18 protein-coding genes are annotated in these 19,489 nt (G+C 45.5%); all 18 read right to left on the reverse strand.

The annotated features are described in order from the left end of the window. Positions 1-125: 125 nt before the first annotated feature. Positions 126-614, reverse strand: a complete 489-nt coding sequence (locus tag DESRU_RS19000; protein ID WP_013843719.1) for a Tad domain-containing protein — start codon at positions 612-614, stop codon at positions 126-128. Positions 615-697: 83 nt separating this feature from the next. Continuing rightward, positions 698-2,539 (reverse strand): Athe_2463 domain-containing protein, encoded by a 1,842-nt coding sequence (locus tag DESRU_RS19005; RefSeq protein WP_013843720.1) that lies wholly within the window; start codon positions 2,537-2,539, stop codon positions 698-700. Between the two features lie 3 nt (positions 2,540-2,542). Beyond that, entirely contained in the window at positions 2,543-3,433 is an 891-nt protein-coding gene (locus tag DESRU_RS19010) for a stalk domain-containing protein (protein WP_013843721.1), read from the reverse strand. Between the two features lie 50 nt (positions 3,434-3,483). After that, entirely contained in the window at positions 3,484-4,590 is a 1,107-nt protein-coding gene (locus DESRU_RS19015; protein ID WP_013843722.1) for a Fic family protein, read from the reverse strand. 272 nt (positions 4,591-4,862) lie between these two features. Next, entirely contained in the window at positions 4,863-6,701 is a 1,839-nt protein-coding gene (locus DESRU_RS19020) for an Athe_2463 domain-containing protein (protein WP_013843723.1), read from the reverse strand. Then, positions 6,701-7,594, reverse strand: coding sequence for a stalk domain-containing protein (locus DESRU_RS19025; protein WP_013843724.1), 894 nt, complete (start codon positions 7,592-7,594; stop codon positions 6,701-6,703). Before DESRU_RS19025 ends, DESRU_RS19020 begins: the two co-directional genes overlap by 1 nt. Further along, complete coding sequence (locus DESRU_RS19030; RefSeq protein WP_013843725.1) at positions 7,591-7,812, reverse strand: AbrB/MazE/SpoVT family DNA-binding domain-containing protein; 222 nt, start codon at positions 7,810-7,812, stop codon at positions 7,591-7,593. The genes DESRU_RS19025 and DESRU_RS19030 overlap by 4 nt, the downstream gene beginning before the upstream one ends. A gap of 114 nt (positions 7,813-7,926) precedes the next feature. Further along, a complete protein-coding gene (locus tag DESRU_RS19035) occupies positions 7,927-8,184 on the reverse strand; it encodes a type II toxin-antitoxin system RelE/ParE family toxin (protein WP_013843726.1) in 258 nt (85 codons plus the stop codon). Continuing rightward, complete coding sequence (locus tag DESRU_RS19040) at positions 8,159-8,467, reverse strand: transcriptional regulator (RefSeq protein WP_013843727.1); 309 nt, start codon at positions 8,465-8,467, stop codon at positions 8,159-8,161. The genes DESRU_RS19035 and DESRU_RS19040 overlap by 26 nt, the downstream gene beginning before the upstream one ends. Positions 8,468-8,654: 187 nt before the next feature. After that, positions 8,655-9,062: a type II toxin-antitoxin system VapC family toxin gene (locus DESRU_RS19045; RefSeq protein WP_013843728.1), complete on the reverse strand. Its 408-nt coding sequence runs from the start codon at positions 9,060-9,062 to the stop codon at positions 8,655-8,657. Then, positions 9,062-9,316, reverse strand: coding sequence for an AbrB/MazE/SpoVT family DNA-binding domain-containing protein (locus tag DESRU_RS19050; RefSeq protein WP_013843729.1), 255 nt, complete (start codon positions 9,314-9,316; stop codon positions 9,062-9,064). Before DESRU_RS19050 ends, DESRU_RS19045 begins: the two co-directional genes overlap by 1 nt. A 519-nt stretch (positions 9,317-9,835) precedes the next feature. Further along, positions 9,836-10,669 carry a GGDEF domain-containing protein gene (locus DESRU_RS19055; protein WP_013843731.1) on the reverse strand — a complete coding sequence of 278 codons (834 nt, stop codon included), beginning with the start codon at positions 10,667-10,669 and terminating at the stop codon, positions 9,836-9,838. A gap of 11 nt (positions 10,670-10,680) precedes the next feature. Beyond that, positions 10,681-12,462: a CpaE/TadZ family protein gene (locus tag DESRU_RS19060; RefSeq protein ID WP_013843732.1), complete on the reverse strand. Its 1,782-nt coding sequence runs from the start codon at positions 12,460-12,462 to the stop codon at positions 10,681-10,683. 54 nt (positions 12,463-12,516) lie between these two features. Next, positions 12,517-14,280: a M23 family metallopeptidase gene (locus DESRU_RS19065; RefSeq protein ID WP_013843733.1), complete on the reverse strand. Its 1,764-nt coding sequence runs from the start codon at positions 14,278-14,280 to the stop codon at positions 12,517-12,519. Between the two features lie 129 nt (positions 14,281-14,409). Further along, positions 14,410-15,405, reverse strand: coding sequence for a hypothetical protein (locus DESRU_RS19070; RefSeq protein ID WP_013843734.1), 996 nt, complete (start codon positions 15,403-15,405; stop codon positions 14,410-14,412). A gap of 12 nt (positions 15,406-15,417) precedes the next feature. Next, positions 15,418-16,824 carry a pilin gene (locus DESRU_RS19075; RefSeq protein WP_187290593.1) on the reverse strand — a complete coding sequence of 469 codons (1,407 nt, stop codon included), beginning with the start codon at positions 16,822-16,824 and terminating at the stop codon, positions 15,418-15,420. A 74-nt stretch (positions 16,825-16,898) separates the two neighbouring features. Next, a complete protein-coding gene (locus DESRU_RS19080; RefSeq protein ID WP_013843736.1) occupies positions 16,899-18,743 on the reverse strand; it encodes a VirB4 family type IV secretion system protein in 1,845 nt (614 codons plus the stop codon). Between the two features lies 1 nt (position 18,744). Next, positions 18,745-19,422, reverse strand: coding sequence for a hypothetical protein (locus tag DESRU_RS19085; RefSeq protein ID WP_187290594.1), 678 nt, complete (start codon positions 19,420-19,422; stop codon positions 18,745-18,747). Positions 19,423-19,489: the final 67 nt, after the last annotated feature.

A 19,489-nucleotide genomic window follows, 5' to 3' on the forward strand; every position in this document is an offset into this window, starting at 1 on the left:
GGCAAATGGGTCCCAATAGGATGGGAAATAGGTTTGCACCGATGGCCAGCAGGATGATCGTTATCCTTACGGCTAAAGTTTCTGACCAAATTAATAGATAGTTATTGTAGATTTCCTATCCCTCCTTACGGTTCTCTTACCTTGCTGTCCGCCACTCTTGTAACGCTTATTTCATTTCCCATCCCGGTTAAAGGACCGGCCAATATGCTCGGGACCGTGGCTGTCACTCCCCAACGGTAGGTATCCAGGTAACCGTCCCCATCGCTGTCAAGGGTAAGGTGGTTTGATGTATCGACTATGGTCACCCCCTTTGCGGTAAATTTTAAGCTTGCCACATTCTGGGCCCAGATGTCGGTGGCTCTGGCCTCTGCGATCACCGGATCAAGAACCAGTTTTTCTCCGGTGACATTGCCCATTCCATCGGTGATTAATTTGGCCGATACCGCTGAAGCTCCCGCTAAAGATGCGGCGTCACAGGCGCTTTGTAACTGGTGCTTTAGGACAAAGGCATTGCCATAGTCTAAGCCCAGTGCACTAAAAAGCAGAAAAACAAGCAAGAGAACACCGAAGTAGGCCGATATGATCCCTTTTTCTTCCCGAATGAATTTCAGCAAAAACGCCTCCTTTTTACTGTTTACTGTCCTATATAAATAGAAAAAGACCGGCTTAATAAACCGGTCCTTTCCAAGCATGTATTTTAATAAGTTAACTGAAGCTCTTGATTCGGTATGGGCCAGGGGTTAATGGTAACCGTGGCGGAGTCCCTGGCGCTTTGGCCCTTGCTGCTGGTGGCGTCGGCCTTGATTGTCACGGTCACCGGTTTTCCCCATAATCCCGTGGCTGGATAGGTGTATTTAAAGGTGTGGGGGTTTTTTCCCCACCCCGCACTGAAGACTTTTTGATCGGTCTTTTTTACCGGGTCGATCTTCTGGTAGCCGTTATTCCAATACTGGTAGCCCACGCTTGTATCGGCCGTTTGGCCGCTTGCGCTCATGTTCATGGTGATGGTGGGCGGTGGCGGCGGGTCTTTTTCGCCATCGGCAGGCGGCGGCGGGGGCGGGTAGTCGGTGGTCACGGTGATGGTATAGGACCATTGTTTAAATGCATCCACTTTAGACGGTGCACTGATACTTATCTTTAGGCTGGATGACTCTTTATCCGGGGGAATGACCACCGCCAGGGGGTTGACGGTACAACTGTCCCGGTTATCGTCGTAGCTCCGTTCGTCGGAGGGTCTATCCCGGTCCGGGTTGATTTCTACGGTTACGATGGCTGCATCACCCGGCATGGTAAAGGTCAGGGTGTCATCCAGGGATCCGATCAGGTCATAGTTGGAAATATCTTTCATGATCACGCCGTTGACTTTCCACACCAGGCGGGTGGTGAGCAGTTCCCCGGTATCGTTATGGATTCTTGCCTTCACCGAGGCGGTCCCGCCAATCTGGGCTTCTTTGGTGTAGTCGATGATCTCCACCCAAAGGTTGTCCGTGGTTATCCAGGCTTCGTCCCGGTTGTTGGACCAGTCTTGGTCTTGATCAATATCTACCGGGTTGATGCGGGCCAGGATTTTGCTCGGCTGATCCTGTACGGTGAAGGTATACCGGTAGGTTTTGCTTTCCCCGGGCTGAAAGGTGAGAAATCCATCCGGGTCCGGGGTGTCTTGCGGTTCAAGTGGTTCCAGGGTGATGGGGTATTCGACCCCGCTGACCACATGATGCAGCCGCAGCCAGGCTTTTTCCGGCTGGGGATGGTCCGGGTTGAGGGTATAGGTCACGGTGGAGGTGATTTTGTCTCCCGGTTCAACATTTTTGAACCGGTCCACTTCCAGGCTGACGGAAAAGTCAGGTATTTCGGTTTTTAATAAGGATAATGGGGGCAATGGAATGGTCAGGTAGCGCATCTGGACTCCCACCAAACGAAACAGCCGTCCCATTCCGAATGTATATTCAGTGGGCGGCTGCAGTACGTGCACATATTCTTGCCATTGTTTTCCGGTTCGTTCAAATTTGATGTAGGGGTTGTAGTCCTTTAGGTTTTCAAAGCCCCGGTTAATGGATTCTAACAAATCCGGGTCGTTGTTGAAGGGGTTTTTAGGATCTAATGACGGTTCTTTCATTGTGTTAGTAACAAAATTTTGTACATTATCTTTTTCCCAGGGAAACGGAATCCAATTAGCACTATTGACATCCACAATCTCAGTAGTGTCGTTTCTGAAAAAGGTATTCGTATATTTTTCACCGTTCATTGTATAACCATGATAACGGTATTGGTTAGTATTTTTGTCATAGTCATTTGCCCCTGGTGAAGCCTCTTGAGGATTACCGTAGCTAAACAACTTGCTTTTTAACCAAAGTCCCTCGTTTATGGGTTTACCTTGCTCGTTTTGGGCAAAAAAATAGTTCCCATTATCATTTTTTGCCCTTAAGTCATCATTTGCTGTTGCCAGAGCCTCTGTAATATTGGCCGGTTCTGCACTTGCAAAACCGGCCATACTAAATACAAATAATATGATTAGAAATAGGGTCATAATTTTACGCATTTGTTACGCCCCCTTACTCCAAATAGTGATGCTGGTCCGAGTACCACTATAGCTAGAAATAACCCTTACCGTTTCACCGTTGGGACCAGTAAATTTTTTATCCAGCTGTACTAATTGTGCTGTCTTTGTCCTTGCCACATCCACTACCTGTTTGGCGAAATCATTACCCAGTTTACTAGCTAAGATTTGCTCTGCCTCATCACATTGTTTCGCCACATCACGGTTGGGGATAATAATAGTAATAGCCATCTCAATATTGCTACGAGGACTATCCTCAATCAAAATCTCCGTCTTCGGCTTTACCGGCACCGTATACCCGTTCAGGTCGTAAGTCTCTCCTTGCTGCGGCTGCTGCTCCTGCAGATACTGCTTCATTGCCGAGACATCCGGCTTCTCCGTTCCTTCCGGATAACAGACCACCAAACCGTCAATGAAGTCCACCTGATAGCCCAGGGCCTCCGCCACAAAACGCGCCGGCAGATAAGTGCGGGCGTTTTTCAGTTCCGGCGCCACATCCATGGTCGTGGCCTGGCTGCCGGCCAGCAGTTCTTTCTTTCCGATGGTCAGCTCGGCGGACCGGCTGCCCAGCACCAGCTTTGCCTTGCTGGTCTCCGTATCCCAAAAAATGTTTTCATTGGTGACACCCAGGGCGTTGCCCAGGAAGCGTACCGGTACGAAGGTCCTGTCCTGGCTGATGTACGGCGCTGCATCCATTTTCACTCCGGGAGTGTTCCCATCCACAAAGTATTCACTCCGGCCTTCGATGAAGACCACGCTTCTCACCAGGTTATTATTTTCATACACGTTGACCTGTTCTTTCTGCTCGGCCAAAGCGCCGGTGGCCAGGGCCAGGGCCAAGCAGCCGGTCAAAAACCCAACTCCAAGTTTTTTCAATCAGAATCAGCTCCCTTTTTAATTTTACATAACCTCTACAACAGAGAAGCTTAACTAATATCGCTTAATCTCAAATCTTTATATCGCTCACCGATCTTATAAGAAGTAACCCGTTTGGTTCCCGTGGCCGGTTCCAGCAGTCCTATTTCTACCCAATCCTTAACCCATTCCTGAATCGTCCTTTTACTAACCAGAAACCATTCTGCCATTAGTTCTAATGAGAGCAGGCGGCCTTCAAAGCGTAAAGCCAGTTGCAGCAATTCAATTTCCTTTTTAGAAAGTTCGAGAAGCTTTCCTTCAGAGGCTTCATGTAGCCGTATCGCTGACTGGGCGATGTCTTCAAATGCCTCCGCCATGGTGGTTAAAAAAAAGGTAATCCAAGGGGTTAAGTTGGGAGTATTTCGTCCTTCGTAGTAAGAAACCGGCAATCCCATTTGTAGGCTGTTATAGTAAGTTTGGAGGTCCTTGGCATAATTTTCTTCGACCGTAAAATAGCCATTTAAATCATATCCATGAAGCATGAGGATATATAAAGCCAACGCTCTGGCCACCCGACCGTTACCATCGTCAAAGGGGTGAATGGTAACCAATTGATAGGCTGCAATTGCTGCTTTAATCGGAACCGGTAAGGTTTCCTCTCTTTTGATCCATCCTACCAGACCCTTCATTAAACCCGGGATATCTTCCCAATAGGGGGGGATATATTCCACAGCGCCCGTAGTATTATCTCTCACGCAGAAAAGGACTCCCGGAGGGGTTGCCCCCCGATATTCGCTCATTTTTCCTCTTCTGCCGGGGCCCCGAACTTCAATAATTCTGTGGAGCTTCTTAATAAACTCTTCCGTTACGGGTAGCTTTTTGAGTTTGGCTTTATTTAAAAAGGATAACGCCCGCCAATAGTTCCGCACTTCCTGCATGTGGTAGCTATCCGATTGATCCGGTCGTCGGTTAACTACTTCTTCTACCTCATGCAGGGTTAGTGGATTCCCTTCAATAAAGGTGGAATAGTGAGTACTTTTAATTTTAGCTCTTTCTTTCAGCTTTTCCGAGATATGCAACGGCAAGGTTTTGCTGGTTACGAGGCCGCGAAAATATTCAATTTTAGAAAGCAGGTTTACTAATTCATTGGTAAAATCGTACCGGGGTTGATAGGCCATTCAATATCACCTCAAGTTAATTTTACCAAATCCCTTTAACTTCCGCAAATAATTTCTATTATTTAATTAAACTAATTCATTCCTTTATATCTACCTTTTTTAAGATCAAATTTATATGCTCATCTATCATAACTACAGTCCCTTTTCTTCACTAAACCTTCTTTCTCCACAGCCAATCAAGGTGACGGAAAAGTCAGGAGGGCCCGCAGGTTCTTCCGGTATCCAATGAATTTCTTACGAAACGTAAGAAATTCATTACCGTTTGTCCTCGTTTAATAAGTTAACTGAAGCTCTTGATTCGGTATAGGCCAGGGGTTAATGGTAACCGTGGCGGAGTCCCTGGCGCTTTGGCCCTTGCTGCTGGTGGCGTCGGCCTTGATTGTCACGGTCACCGGTTTTCCCCATAATCCCGTGGCTGGATAGGTGTATTTAAAGGTGTGGGGGTTTTTTCCCCACCCCGCACTGAAGACTTTTTGATCGGTCTTTTTTACCGGGTCGATCTTCTGGTAGCCGTTATTCCAATACTGGTAGCCCACGCTTGTATCGGCCGTTTGGCCGCTTGCGCTCATGTTCATGGTGATGGTGGGCGGTGGCGGCGGGTCTTTTTCGCCATCGGCAGGCGGCGGCGGGGGCGGGTAGTCGGTGGTCACGGTGATGGTATAGGACCATTGTTTAAATGCATCCACTTTAGACGGTGCACTGATACTTATCTTTAGGCTGGATGACTCTTTATCCGGGGGAATGACCACCGCCAGGGGGTTGACGGTACAACTGTCCCGGTTATCGTCGTAGCTCCGTTCGTCGGAGGGTCTATCCCGGTCCGGGTTGATTTCTACGGTTACGATGGCTGCATCACCCGGCATGGTAAAGGTCAGGGTGTCATCCAGGGATCCGATCAGGTCATAGTTGGAAATATCTTTCATGATCACGCCGTTGACTTTCCACACCAGGCGGGTGGTGAGCAGTTCCCCGGTATCGTTATGGATTCTTGCCTTCACCGAGGCGGTCCCGCCAATCTGGGCTTCTTTGGTGTAGTCGATGATCTCCACCCAAAGGTTGTCCGTGGTTATCCAGGCTTCGTCCCGGTTGTTGGACCAGTCTTGGTCTTGATCAATATCTACCGGGTTGATGCGGGCCAGGATTTTGCTCGGCTGATCCTGTACGGTGAAGGTATACCGGTAGGTTTTGCTTTCCCCGGGCTGAAAGGTGAGAAATCCATCCGGGTCCGGGGTGTCTTGCGGTTCAAGTGGTTCCAGGGTGATGGGGTATTCGACCCCGCTGACCACATGATGCAGCCGCAGCCAGGCTTTTTCCGGCTGGGGATGGTCCGGGTTGAGGGTATAGGTCACGGTGGAGGTGATTTTGTCTCCCGGTTCAACATTTTTGAACCGGTCCACTTCCAGGCTGACGGAAAAGTCAGGTATTTCGGTTTTTAATAAGGATAATGGGGGCAATGGAATGGTCAGGTAGCGCATCTGGCCTCCCACCAAACGAAACAGCCGTCCCATTCCGAATGTATATTCAGTGGGCGGCTGTAAAACGTGTACATATTGTTGCCATTGTTTTCCGTCTCGTTGGAACCGGATGTAGGGGTTGTAGTCCTTTAGGTTTTCAAAGCCCAGGTTAATGGATTCTAACAAATCCGGGTCGTTGTTGAAGGGGTTTTTAGGATCTAATGGCGGTTCCTTCATTGTATTAGTGACAAACTTTTGCACAGCAGGATTTCTCCATGGCCTTAAAATCCAATTTGAACTATTGATATTAACAATGTCCGTGGTGTCGTTTCTAAAAAAGGTGTTCGTGTATTTTTCGCCATTCATAGTGTAGCCATGATAGCGATACTGCTTGGTTATAGGATCAAAATCATTACTGCCGGGCGAAGCTTCCTGGGGGGCTCCATAGCTGAAAAGACTATTCTTTGACCAGTTTGCCTCGTTGATTGGTTTACCATCGGTGTTTTGAGAGAAGAAATAAGCAGCGCCGTCATTTTTAGCCCGAATGTCCTCATTGGCTTTATCCAATGCTTCTATAATATTGGCCGGTTTTGCTATTGCAGAACCGGCCATACTAAATACAAATATTATTGTGAAAAGCAAGCTTATTTTACGCATTAATAAGCCCCCTTACTCCAAATAGTAATACTGGTTCGAGTACCACCATAGCTAGAAATAACCCATATAGTTTCGCCATTGGGTCCGGTAAATTTCTTGTCAAGAGCTGCGAGCTGTTGTGTTTTTGTCCTGGCCACGTCCACCACTTGTTTAGCAAACTCACTTCCGAACTTACTGGCCAAAATTTCTTCTGCTTCATCACACTGGGCCTGAACATCCCGGTTGGGAACGATGATAGCAAGATTTATTTCAACCTTATTTTCCTTATCATCATCGATTAAAATCTCAGTCTCGGGTTTCACAGGTACCGTAAAGCCGTTCAGGTTGTATGTCTCGCCTTGCTGCGGCTGCTGCTCCTGCAGATACTGCTTCACTGCCGAGACATCCGGCTTCTCCGTTCCTTCCGGATAACAGACCACTAAACCGTCAATGAAGTCCACCTGGTAGCCCAGGGCCTCCGCCACAAACCGGGCTGGGAGATAAGTACGGGCGTTTTTCAGTTCCGGCGCCACATCCATGGTCTTGGCCTGGTCGCCGGCCAGCAGTTCTTTCTTTCCGATGGTCAGCTCAGCGGACCGGCTGCCCAGCACCAGCTTTGCCTTGCTGGTCTCCGTATCCCAAAAAATGTTTTCATTGGTGACACCCAGGGCGTTACCCAGGAAGCGCACCGGGACGAAGGTTCTGTCCTGGCTGATGTACGGCGCGGCATCCATTTTCACTCCGGGAGTTTGGCCATCCACAAAGTATTCGCCCCTGCCTTCAATGAAGACCACGCTTTTCACCAGGTTATTATTTTCGTACACGTTGACCTGTTCTTTCTGCTCGGCCAAAGCGCCGGTGGCCAGGGCCAGGGCCAAGCAGCCGGTCAAAAACCCAACTCCAATTTTTTTCATCCAAAATCAGCTCCCTTTTCAATTTTACATCGTCCGGTACCACAGCAGTTAGGACAATCAATTTCATCATCACGAACCGCTTTTTTAATCAGTACACCTTGTTCATGAAGGAAATATTCTATTGTATCCCCGACCGTTAACTGCAGGTAGAACCGTACTTCCGAAGGAACAGTTGTTTGATTTTTAGAAGTAATTGTCGAAGTTATTTTGTCTGCCAAGTAAGTATTCTCCTCTCTATGAGTAAGGAATTTTCCTTACTCATATTTTACTAAACCCTATTTTTTAATGCAAGAGGAGGTTGAATAATATTTAAATAAATAATTCAGTTTTCACTAATATCTTTTTAAGAGATCGTGGTGGCCACAAACCAGAAGGAGCAATGTGTCCCCTGTTTGCTCATAAATGACCCTGATATCCTTATTCGCATAAGCCTCCCATAGAGCAGTACCTTTAATTCGATGAACCTGCAAGGAGGGATGCCGGGGATTACTCTCAAGAAGTTGCAAAGTCTTAATGACTTGCTTTTTTTCCTTTGAATCAAGATGTAAAAATTCTTCTACAAACTTATCCGTTCTTAGTATTTTCGGCATCTTCTAACTCCTTTATCAAATCATCCATACTGCCGTGAGATTTAACACGTCCTTCCTCCAGATCCTTCAGACTCTGTTTTACTTTTTGTTGCCAAGCTTCGGTCCAAAAATAGTCTTGATCCTTATCATGCCAATCTACCGGAGATATGCGTAGCTCTTTCTTTTCTTCATCAATCTCGATTTTAACGTAATCTCCTTCTTTAATTCCCAATTTTTTAGCAGGATTGTTTATGCTGATAATCATTCTTTTTTGTACTTGCTGAATCATCGCTTTGTTTTCCATAACAAAACACCGCCTCGCTGTTTTTACAGTTTTACTGTTTTTCTGTATTCTATCATTATTGGATAGCTATGTCCAGCAGATTAGTCCATTTTATGGAAATATTTTCAAACGACCTCCTTTTTGGTAAATCTTTTTATCCTTATAAAAATACAAAACCGGCTTATTTGCCGGTAATGATGCGCTACAGTTAGCCTTGATCTTCTGCTAAATATGGATTAATGCTAACCAATCCTTCGATGAATCTAAAGTGCTTTTTATTCAGCGTAAACAGAACGGACTCATGGACCAGGGCTGTGGCTGCAATCAGGGCATCCATGGCATTTAACCCATGTGAAGCATGGTAGGTGGATAACAGTTTTCCGGCTGCAGCTGCAATCTTTCGATCTACAGGAATGTGTTCAAAAATCTCCAATAAACTTCTGATCTTTTCATGACGTTCCTCTGAAATTCTAGGGGCCGATAAAAGTTCCATAATGGTAATCGTAGAAACGTATCCTTCATATACGCCGTTTTCAACGTGCCGAAGCTGCTCCTGGGCTTGTGGAAGTCGTTTTAAATGGTCAATGATAATATTGGTGTCAAAAATTACTTTCATCAGACATCAAACCTTCTTCCAGAATCCTTGCGGATCTGATTGACATGTTCCTTAAAATCATAGTCTATATCTGACAAAAGTCCAAAAGTCTGTTCCACAATGCCTTTTTTAATTTTTGCCGGTCTGGTTTTAAGTATGATTCTCCCGTCTTCAACAGAAACGGCCAGGGTATCTCCCTCTTTTATGTTTAGCTTCTTTCTTGCTTCTGCGGGGATTACGATTTGCCCCTTTGAAGATATTTTGACAGTGTACACGGCTTACCTCCTCTTACTCATCTTACATATTCTTATAATATAGTAAATAGAATACACTGTCAAAGGTGAGTTTTTTCATTCCTTATAAGCTACTAATTCTGAAATATCCTCAATGACGATAATTGGTTCATCAGAGGGGATAAAAGAAGATAGGTTTTTCAGAGTTGTAGTCATACATTTTGGCATTAAAACGTGACCTCCTCTCAGAATAGAATTTAACTAGGATGACTTCAATTACTGATATCCTTGGGGTTATTGACTCATATCCCGAAGAAAATCCCCCTATAAAGCAAAAAACCAATCTATATAGATTGGTTTTATATGGTAAATATTTACTTATTGTCTCTTGACATTCGCAAATTATTTTCAGAAAATATAGGTGGAATACCATACTAAGTATACGGCTCGTGTGCCTCGATCTACCGGGGTTTTCCTAGAACCTCTGAAATTGCGCTAACAATTTCAGAGGTTTTCAATTACCCGCGATTAGTTAACGAAACAACGAGGGTTAACAGGAGCTCAGCCGAAAACAGCCTTATTTCTCCCCGTCTCCTTTGCCTGATATAACGCTTGATCCGCCCTTTTAAATACTTTGTCCATCGAATCCCCATTTACAAAAACCGTAGCGCCAAGGCTAATGGTAATGCTTAGTTGTAATTCACCTATTTCAATTGGTTTACTCGCCGCCATAAACCTTACTCTTTCAGCTAGATTAAGAGCTTGGCCTTTGCTGTTGAGTTTATCAGCCACGATAACAAATTCTTCTCCACCATATCTGGCAAGAATATCTCCCGGACGTATTCCCTCCCCTATTCGATGGGCCAGTGTTTTTAGTACCAGGTCCCCGGCATCATGGCCATAATTGTCATTCACCTTTTTAAAGTGATCTATGTCTAAAAAGATTACTCCAAAAGGTTGTCCTCCCTTAATAAGAAATTCAACTTTATCCTCTAAAAATCGTCTGTTATAGACTTGTGTCAACGGGTCCTTGATGGATTGGGTCTTTGCATTATAAAACTTATCCGCCAGTGTTCCCAGCGTTTTCCTTTCTTTTTCAAGTTGGGAAATGATACTTATCTTTAAATGATTCATTCTGTCATTTATTGAAGCAACGTCCTGAAACTGATAGCCTTCATTCCTTGTGGTATCCGGTGATTTGATGGACGCCATCAGGAGCGCACAGTCTTTTAAAAAAAGCTTCTTTAACACCAGCAAAAGAAGTATCTGGAGTAATAACAGCAGGAATCCAATACCAGCAATCCACTTGTTGTCCATAACAAATAGAACGGATGCACTGATTAAAGCTCCAATCCCTAAGAGAGCAAGTAAGTCAAATCCGTGTTTTAACTTCATAATCAGCCACCTTAAGCTAAGGCCTGAAGCTCTTGTTCCCTACGACTCCAAAAATCTCCAAATGCCATTTTAATCTCCGGGCAGAATAGGGCTGCCGGTATACCATTTTTGATGCTTTCCAGGACTTCTTTGGTTCTCTCCGGGATCACTCCGTCGGCCTGTAAACCGGTGGCCTTTTCAGCATCCGAGACCCCTAGATAATCACTATCCACCACCCGGTTCACCAGTAGGCTGAACTTATTAAAGTCCAGGGAATTCTCCATTTTATCTAAGTCAGCCTGCATTTTAGTAAGATGGCTGAAATCAAGATCAGCAACCAGGATTACCTGCGAGGCGGTTTCGATGATTGCCTTTGTGAAGGGCTCCGCCATATTGCGGTATGTGTCGATAATAATTACATCAACTTCGTCACTTTCGTTAAGGGAATTTAGAATTCTAATCATGGACTTAAGACCTAAAAAAGGAGAATCACTAAACGGATCTTTGTTTAGCACATATAAATTAGACAACATCGGGTGCTGATAGGAACAAGTTAATGGATCGTCCGTTTCCATGGCGTCAATGATGCCCTTTTCATCCTGGGAGACATTGAGCCAGGTGTGTGTTGATTGCTGCAGTACCTCACCGTCCACCAGCACCACTCTAAAGCCCATCTGCGCCAGGGTTGTGGCCAAGTTTACCGCAATGAAAGTTTTACCGGTTGAAACGGGCGATACCACCGCTACAACCTTATCATTGACGGTTGTTTTTTTTCGCTTTAAGGCAATTTTTGATACTGAAATGCTTGACGATAGGTTCTTTACCATTTCTGTTCCGGCCCGGGCAAATTTACTAAGGGACCCTTCCCCCCCGTCTTCCTCTTCATCCGGCTCATCATCCGACAAGGAATACTCCTTCTCCGTGGCCCCCGTTGCTTTAAACAGCGTCTGCAGAATGGTGCCAATACTAATTTCCCCTGTCAGCACCTCAACCTGGAGCTCTTTAATCCTTAACAAGGTTATGTCGGTGGAAGGCGTTTGGCCGGCAATGAAAATAATATTCTTGCTTACTTGCCGGACTTGGTACACTACCTCCAGGATGTCGATGTCTCCCGGCAGCAAAGGAGATAAGATCACCATACCGGGTTGGTATCTCTCGGTCATTGGTAATAAGCTTTCCCGGTTGTCAACCATTACCGTATGGCTGGATATTGAAGTGGCTATGGATTCGTTTATTGCTTCATCACCCGTAGCCAGAAGAATCGTATCGGTTGGCGGAGAATCATTAAGGCTGTTTCTACTTTTTAAACTCTGCTGCTTATTTGCCAATTTTGTTTTGATGCGTTTCTGTATTTGCAACTGGTTTTCAACTTGCCGACTTACTTCCTGGCTTACACTTTGTTGTTCCATGGCTGCACGTACCAACGCATTGGGGATATCTTTGGGAACCGCAGGGTTTTTTAATCTTTCTATGATATCCCCTGGCGTAAGTTCATCAAAAACATAGTCATAAACCCCGTAGGGAACCAGCGATGTCACCAATTGCTTCGTTTTCTCCATGTCAAGAGAACCCGGAAGTACAACGACTCTAATTCCTTCTTCCCTCAATTTTTTAACCAGGGTAATTAAATCATACTCAGCATCGCCCTTTAACAGCCCCGAGAGAATGATGGTGTCGGCGTCCAATTCTTTGGCCACTTCGCTGAGAACGATGCGGTTTAGGCAAGTCCCTACCACTTCGATCCCCTGCTTAGGGATCATCTCTTTCAATACACCATCCAACTCTTCATGACCGGTTGCTAACAAGACTTTCATGAATGTCACCTCCAAATATAAAGAGCCAGGTCCTATAACCTGACTCTTGCTTTTTTAATTGCCATATAATTTCAACAAGGGGTCAATGGGCAGACCTGAAGGCCCTCCCTGGGATAAATCCCTCACTTCAAAGTGTAGATGAGGTCCGGTAGAATCACCTGTACTACCTACTTTACCTACTATATCACCAACTTGTATTTTTTGATGAAGCTTGACATTGATTTGGCTGAGATGTGCATATTTATATAAATAATTTTCATCCCGGATTGTTACATATAAGCCATAACCTTGTTTATGATTATTTGGATTTTCCCATCCCGCACGCGTAACCTCTCCAGCAGACACTGATATCACTGTGGCTCCCATCGGTGCAGCAATGTCAATCCCATAGTGTGGGAGGACCACTTTTTTAGTAGGATGCAGACGGTTTAAATCGAAAGGAGAGCGAATCGCCGTGTAACCCGGTACCGGCCACAGGGTTTCTTTCTTAAACTGTTCGGCATAATCCCAAATTTTAGAGGCATAAACCGCCCGGCACCATTCTTCTACAGAGCTATATTTATTTTTTAAGTTGCTCGGAACCTCCACAAAGCCTCCATAATGGATCAGTATGGGCAGCGATTGTTCTTTCCAGTCTCCCTGCCAGTCCACATTCTTAAAACCCAACTCCCGAAGCATGTAGGCCCCGACAAGAATCTGGGCCCGGGGATTCTCTTTATGCAGCTCCGGATCAAAGCCTAATCTGGCAGCATAAACCTGCCAATTACTCGGGGATACCTGCATTAATCCAAAGCATTTTGTTTCTGTGTTTTCTGCCTTGGGATTAAATGAAGATTCCTTATAGGCAATGGCTGCCAGGAACCACCAGGGGATGCCATATTTCTCTTCCGCTTCTTTGAAAAACGGAATAAGTTCCGAAGGAATCATGGACTGGGATAAGTATTTGCCCATTAAGTCATTTTCCTTCAGCCAGGCCAGCCATTCTTTATATTCATTAAACGCAATTCCTGCTTCCCAGACTCCCTCCCTGGCCAGGGCCAGGTCGTTGGAATCCTGATTAATTTTGTATTCCTGCAATATAAAATTCTCCAGCCTCTGCCACTTATTAGGCAAAATCTGCAGGGTGTCCTCTAATTGTTCATAGGTTATAGTTGTGTTGCCTCTAGTCTCTGTCACCCATTTATAATGATATTGATAGTGACCCTGGATGGTGTAGGCTTCCACCAGCAAATAAACCAATCTTCTAGTGGTTTCGGATTCTCCGTCTTCATTGGTGGTTGTAGTTATAATTTCGGATTCTTTGTAATAAAAATACGGATGCAGCTTCCTGGCCGAGTCTTCCGGAAGGTCCTTTGAGATTTCAGTCAAGTTTAAACTATACGCCTTGTAAAGGCAGGCGGCATGAATATTTCCCCATTGCAGCTTTAATTCCTCGTCATGATTGTATCGGTCATTTAACGCCCCTAAATAGGTTCCCTTTCCCGGATAGTGGGGCTTATTTACGGATGATTCTCCAGAAACGATCCAGGTATCAACAACATTGTATTGGTTTGCTAATTTTACATACTTATCGTGGAGTTCTTTATCCTGTTCACTCTCATAAACTCCCGCAAGTATCGGGTTTTTCTTATCTTTCGTAACGATGGGGAAGGCGGAGTAAACGGCGGCAATCAGCCAGCAAATCATAAAGAAAATAAAAAAGCCAAATAAGATGACCGGAAGATACGGTAATATGAGAACCCAAAATTTTTTTGCCAGCTTTTTAGCCGCAGTTTTTCCTGCGACTAAAAAGACTTTCTCAAGATTCCTTTCATCCATGGCATCGGTCCTTTCATTGTTCTACTAAAAAATACCCCACCATCTAGAGGTGAGGTATCTTAGAGGCTCATTCCGCAGCAATCCAGCGCCTCTACCGGAAAGCCTCCCTAAAAAGAAAAACGAGAAAGATTAATCTTCCTCGCTTTTTAATAACGGATTATGCCAATCCATCCTATAATCCGGTGTAAAAATCTTTTCGGCAGCGCCGGAAAAATGATTCCCCAAGCTCATGGCCGAATGAGATCCAAAGGTTGATCCGATCATCGAACCGGTCATGGCGGATAACCCTCCGGATAGAGAATCCTGGCCGGTGTAGTTTTTGACGGCATTCCCAAAGGAATCCAGTCCATGTCCCTCTTTAAGCTGTGAAAACGTTTCCTTTGCCAAGCCGGCGGTCATGGCAGTGGCAGTGTAGGCCCCTCTTCCCCCCGCCGCCATTCCAGCCCCAAGTGCCGGAGCCATCTGGGGAATCCCTAAACTTGAAACAAAACCGGAAGCATAACCCGCCCTTCCCGCCCTTTCAATTCCTTTTCCCTGAAGGGTCTGTTGCATAGGGTTGACCATGGTGGATCTGCCTATATCTGTAGAGGGGGTCGGGCCGACCGCCTGAGTTTCTTTATAATCTGTTGGCACTAGCATCCCGGAGTCCCTTTGTGCGTAACCGGAAGGTAAATCTAATCTCGAATCGGTGGCCACAGAGGTATTGGCAGCCGGAGTTGAAGCACTAGGAGCGACCATTGGAGACGAACTTATCATTGGTGTTGGATTTATCCCGGAAAGGCTTCCTTGATTTTGAGAAATGCCGGGCAGGGACGGCGGGATAAAAGGAACTCCTCCCCCGCCTCCAGTTGGGCTGTTTATGCCACCACTTTCTCCAGTTAGCACGTCTCCGTTGACAAGTGAAAGGGCCCCTCCCGGCAGGGAAGCGGGCATCCCTTTTTTCCCCGTGGTTAATGCTGCCAGGGATAGTAAACCCAGCCCTTTTCCAACCAAGGACTCCTCATTGATGCCCCCAACACGGGCTATCAGCTTCATAAAAATCTCTCTGATAAATTTACTGGCCGGCACAACGGCTACAATCATCCAAAAAACCTGCCAAATCGTAATATCTCCATCACCATTCATTTTAACGCCCCCTTAGTACCAGTCTCCGCTGAACAGCCAAACCAGAAATCCAGCGATAATGAGAGATAGCCCTAAGACAAAAACACCGGTTATAGCCTTAGAGAAGCTTTCTTTAGCCTCGGTAATTTTCCTTTCATCGCCTCTGCTCACGGCCATTTTAATTGCAACAGAAAGCAGGGTTCCAAAGCATAACGCTCCCCCCAGTGAGGCAAACCAAACCCCAACCTTTCTCAAGGTCAATGCCAGTTCATCTACACTGGCCACTGCCAACAGGGTATTTACCATAAAGGTGGCCGAATGCTCCACCCGGCTCGCTACCAGGATGGTAAAGAACACCCCGAAAACCAAGGCGTGAAAAAACTGCATAAAGATCGTGCTGATTATCTCTCCGCCCCAGAGTTCCAGTACCTGTCTCTCTTCCGTTAGGGCCCAGATCCATACGATGAGGGGAGTACCCACAAAGGCCGCGGAAACAACCCAAAAGCGGATCTCATATAGAGCGTTAAAATAGGCATTGAAACCGATAAAGCACATGTTCAGCAGAGCTGTTGCGAAAACGTTGCCAACCTGTATTTGTCCAAAAATATCTCCAAAGAAGGGGGATTGAGCTGTGTCATTAAAAATTAGTTGATCCAGTGAATAAAGATCAAAAACATCATTAAAAATAGCTACAATGGTTTGAAAGGGTGCGGCCACAATGGTTTCAAACATTCCGGCCCCGTCCAAATTTTTTTGCTGTAATTCGAGATTGGTAGAATCAATGATATTTTTGGTCATATTTCTAAAAAGAGAAACCCCGGCATCGTTAATTTGTATCAGCAGATAGATGCAGTAGGGAGCCAAAATAATAATCAGCATGGCCACAAAACAGCGTTGGATATCCATTAACAAACTGGCCCGAATGGACGGGTCTATGGAAGAATGATAGTACCGGTATCCGGAACGAACGATGACCAGGAATATAAACGCCCCCGAGAGCATTACCAAGGTACAATACCACAACATAACAACGGAAAGCCACTTATTGGTAAAGTGGAGGGAAGTTATCCCTCCTTTGGTGTCCTCATCATCGGCCCCTGGGAGATGGTTGGTTAGGGTAACATCTGTAGACCTAGAAGATCCATCGTCTGTTTTAACGGTATATCGATATTTGCCATTTCCGGGGCTTTCATTAAAGGTTGTTGTCGCTCTCTCACTGTCTAAGGGTCCTTCCAGAATTACTTTCGGGCAAGAAATCTCTCCTCTTTTTTCTTGTTTTCCAGTCGGCTTATTATCCCCTCCCAGAGGAGTTCGATAAATGGTTATATTGTGATCCACATTATCCCCAGAAACTACCACTTTAACCTTAATGGTTAAAGTAACTTTACCTTTATCGCTGACCTTTGAACTAACATCTTCCACCATAGGTTTTAATGTCATCGCATAAGCAGGGGCAGCCATTATAGACCAAATAGCTAATGCCAAAAAGATTTTTTTTAACACCATATCCCCCCTTACCGCCTTATGATGGCTTCCGGATCACTGCGAATAAAGGACTCTTCAAAGGGAAGTCCCCTAAAGTTGATGACAGCCATCTCATTGCCAACTTTCAGCAGTCCCTGCCCTGGCTCAAAACTCTTAATTTGTTCAATCACATCCGGGGGAATATCAAACATCTGTCCAAGACCCTTGGCGTCCGTAGACTGCATTTTGAGATAAAACCGGGTGTCGCACATGTTAATGATGGTTTCTCCTTCTTTTGTCATAAACTCTCGGAAAGACTGCGTGGCAAGGAGAAGGGAGGTATTATACTTAGCGCCCCGGCGGGAAACCGTGGAAAGGAACTCGGCAGTGTCCGGATGGAGGAGAAACATCCAGCACTCGTCACAAACAACCCTCTTTTTAACTTCCCGGTGCTTTTTAATAAATTTTTCAAGGGTCCAGGAAAGCATGACTAAATTGGCGTAGGTAACCGCGAACTTATTGTTCAGTCCCTTTAAATCAAACACAATAATCGGTGCGTCAAAAAGCGAACCGATTCCCTGGCCATCAAAAAAACCATACTCATGGCCCTTGGTAAAGGGAATCAGTATGGTTGCAAGACGATGGGCGCCTAATTTTTTAAGCCTTTCAATAAAGCTGCTAATGGTTGGCAGCGATTTATATTCCAGTCCGGCGGAGTACTTTTCCCCTTCTTTCTTTCCAGTCCCTTCTTTAAACAGACTCTGAGGGTCCGAGGTTATGTCGCAGGATTGGTACTCTTGACGGATGGCTTCACTGGCCAAGGCCCGTTCCTCAGCAGTCATTCGTTCGCCCATTATTTCAATTAAACCGGAGAATAAGCTGATAATCTCTCCGGCTTTACTCAGCAGGTCGATATAGTACGTTCCTGTTTCTTCGTCATAATCGGGCTCCACATCAAAGGGATTAAACATACATTCCATCCCCGGATTAAACCGTATCAGCACACCGCCAAGGGACTTGCAGAGGTTGCCGTACTCTCCTTCCGGGTCAATGATGACGCTTTTGATGCCCAGCGCCCTGGATCTCGCCGTCATCCCCTTCACGGTGTAGGATTTCCCCACTCGAGTCATCCCTGTCAGAAACATGTGAGGACCGAAGAGCCGCGGCGGACCGATAAATAAATCCAGGAAGGCCGGAGATCCTGTTGCGTTTTCACCAAAATAAATTGCATTACCGGTTGCGGGATGACTGAAGTCGGTACTGATCAGGGGAGCCAGGCAAGCCGCATTGGCCACGGTAACATCGTGATATTCCGGTACATTCGTATCGATAAAAGGTAAGATGCTTTTAAGCCCCTGGTGCTGTCTTTTGTAAAGAGTACGGGAATTGGTGTTGGCCAGTAAATCCTTTACTCTGCTCTTTTTTTTATCCATTTCTTCGTAAGATTTAGCAGTGATCATAACGGTTACGGTAACCGTAACAATGTTATTTCTTTTCAGAGAAATATCTCTCAGCAATTGCCTGTAATAGTTGTATTTGACCTCCAGAGTATCAACTGCGCTGGTATTGCCGGCTTTTTTTGCTAAAATCAGCTCAGAACCCACAATACTTCTCCAGCCGTTCACTTTCTCATTGGCCTCTCTACGCTTATTGGGAATATTGCTCACGGAAACCGTTACCCCGCCCAGGTTGGTAATGTTATTAAACCATCCCATATTGATAATCTCAGGAATTGCATCTACAACCAACGTGCAGCAATACAGGTGATCAATCCGGTAATGATCGTCATAAAACTGAATTCTGTCCGGCAGACTTAAATCATGAAGGCTGGGTGCTGCTATTTCGATACTCTTGGTCTTCCCAAGGTTTCTTTTTTTTCTCTTCCAACCAAACAATTTATTCCACCCCCTTGCTGATTTCATTCCTGGACCAGTGCAGCGGCTCGGTAACCCCTGCATTCACCCGGCTGCTGGGAGAAATAATTCGATCCGGCAATAGGATTTGGTGCAGGGCATCATAGATATCCTCTCTTTTGGTCAACCGGGTAATGACAATGCCCACCCTTTGATGAAGTTTTTTTGAAATATGCTCAAAGCGTTTGATAATCGCCTCTTCCGGGTCATCATCGTCGTTTAAAGAGCCGATAACAAGCCAACTTTGCGCCGATAAAACCGCTCTCTGCAGCTTCATGCCGGTTAGAAAATCAGCATACAGGGTCATATAAGCCCTTAATCCGGGCGTTAATTCCTCCGGCGAGGCTTCTTTGATCCGTCGCCTTACTTCAAGGGCGCCTTTTTCCGTATCGGAGATTACGGTATTGGAAATGTATTGATTCGGATAATCAACCTGACTGAGAATGCTTACAATCATGCTTTCCTTGTTATCCTGTTCCGGGGTAGACATTACACTAAAATTGGCTCCATTGAGACTGGCTATCCCGAAATACCGATTTCCCTGGCGGTAAATTCCATTTTGAATATATTTATAATGAATCAGCTCACTGATGTGCGCTTCTTTAAAAATCTCTTCCGGTTGGTTCAGCTTTTTCTTCTTTTCTTGCATAAATCTCGGCATGGAGGAAGTTTGCTGTATAAAAAAAAACATCCCGAGGGCTAGAATAATAACCAGAAACAAAACCAGA

The organism is Desulforamulus ruminis DSM 2154, assembly GCF_000215085.1.
Taxonomy (GTDB): Bacteria; Bacillota; Desulfotomaculia; order Desulfotomaculales; family Desulfotomaculaceae; genus Desulfotomaculum; species Desulfotomaculum ruminis.